Source organism: Streptomyces sp. CHD11, from assembly GCF_018638295.1.
GTDB lineage: Bacteria > Actinomycetota > Actinomycetes > Streptomycetales > Streptomycetaceae > Streptomyces.
Window position 1 is genome coordinate 1 of sequence record NZ_JABTTS010000178.1, and the last position, 320, is coordinate 320.

Sequence of the window (320 nt, forward strand, 5' to 3'; positions counted from 1 at the left end):
TCATGGCCAGCAGTTCGGCCTGGAACATGAGGGCGTGACCGGTGGGGTGCCCGTCGCCGAAGGCCGCCTCCCAGGTGGCCGAGCAGGCGTCCCAGGGCAGGTGGAAGGTCCGGTACCAGCCGCGTTCCCGGGCGTGTTTCCACGCCGTCCAGTCGCCGGGATGCACCGCCAGGTAGCCGCCGTACAGCACGAGGGGGACGGCCGGCAGCGCCAGCCAGGGCAGCGCGCGCAGCCGCCCGCAGGTGCGGACGGCGATGACGAGGCGGACGGCGAGGACGGCGGCCGGGAAGAGGCCGCTGGCGCGCAGGGTGATCACATGG

Annotated in this window: 1 pseudogene; it reads right to left on the minus strand. The window is 74.1% G+C overall.

The features are described from left to right. A pseudogene (locus HTV45_RS33660) lies at positions 1-320 on the minus strand (hypothetical protein); the annotation flags it as partial.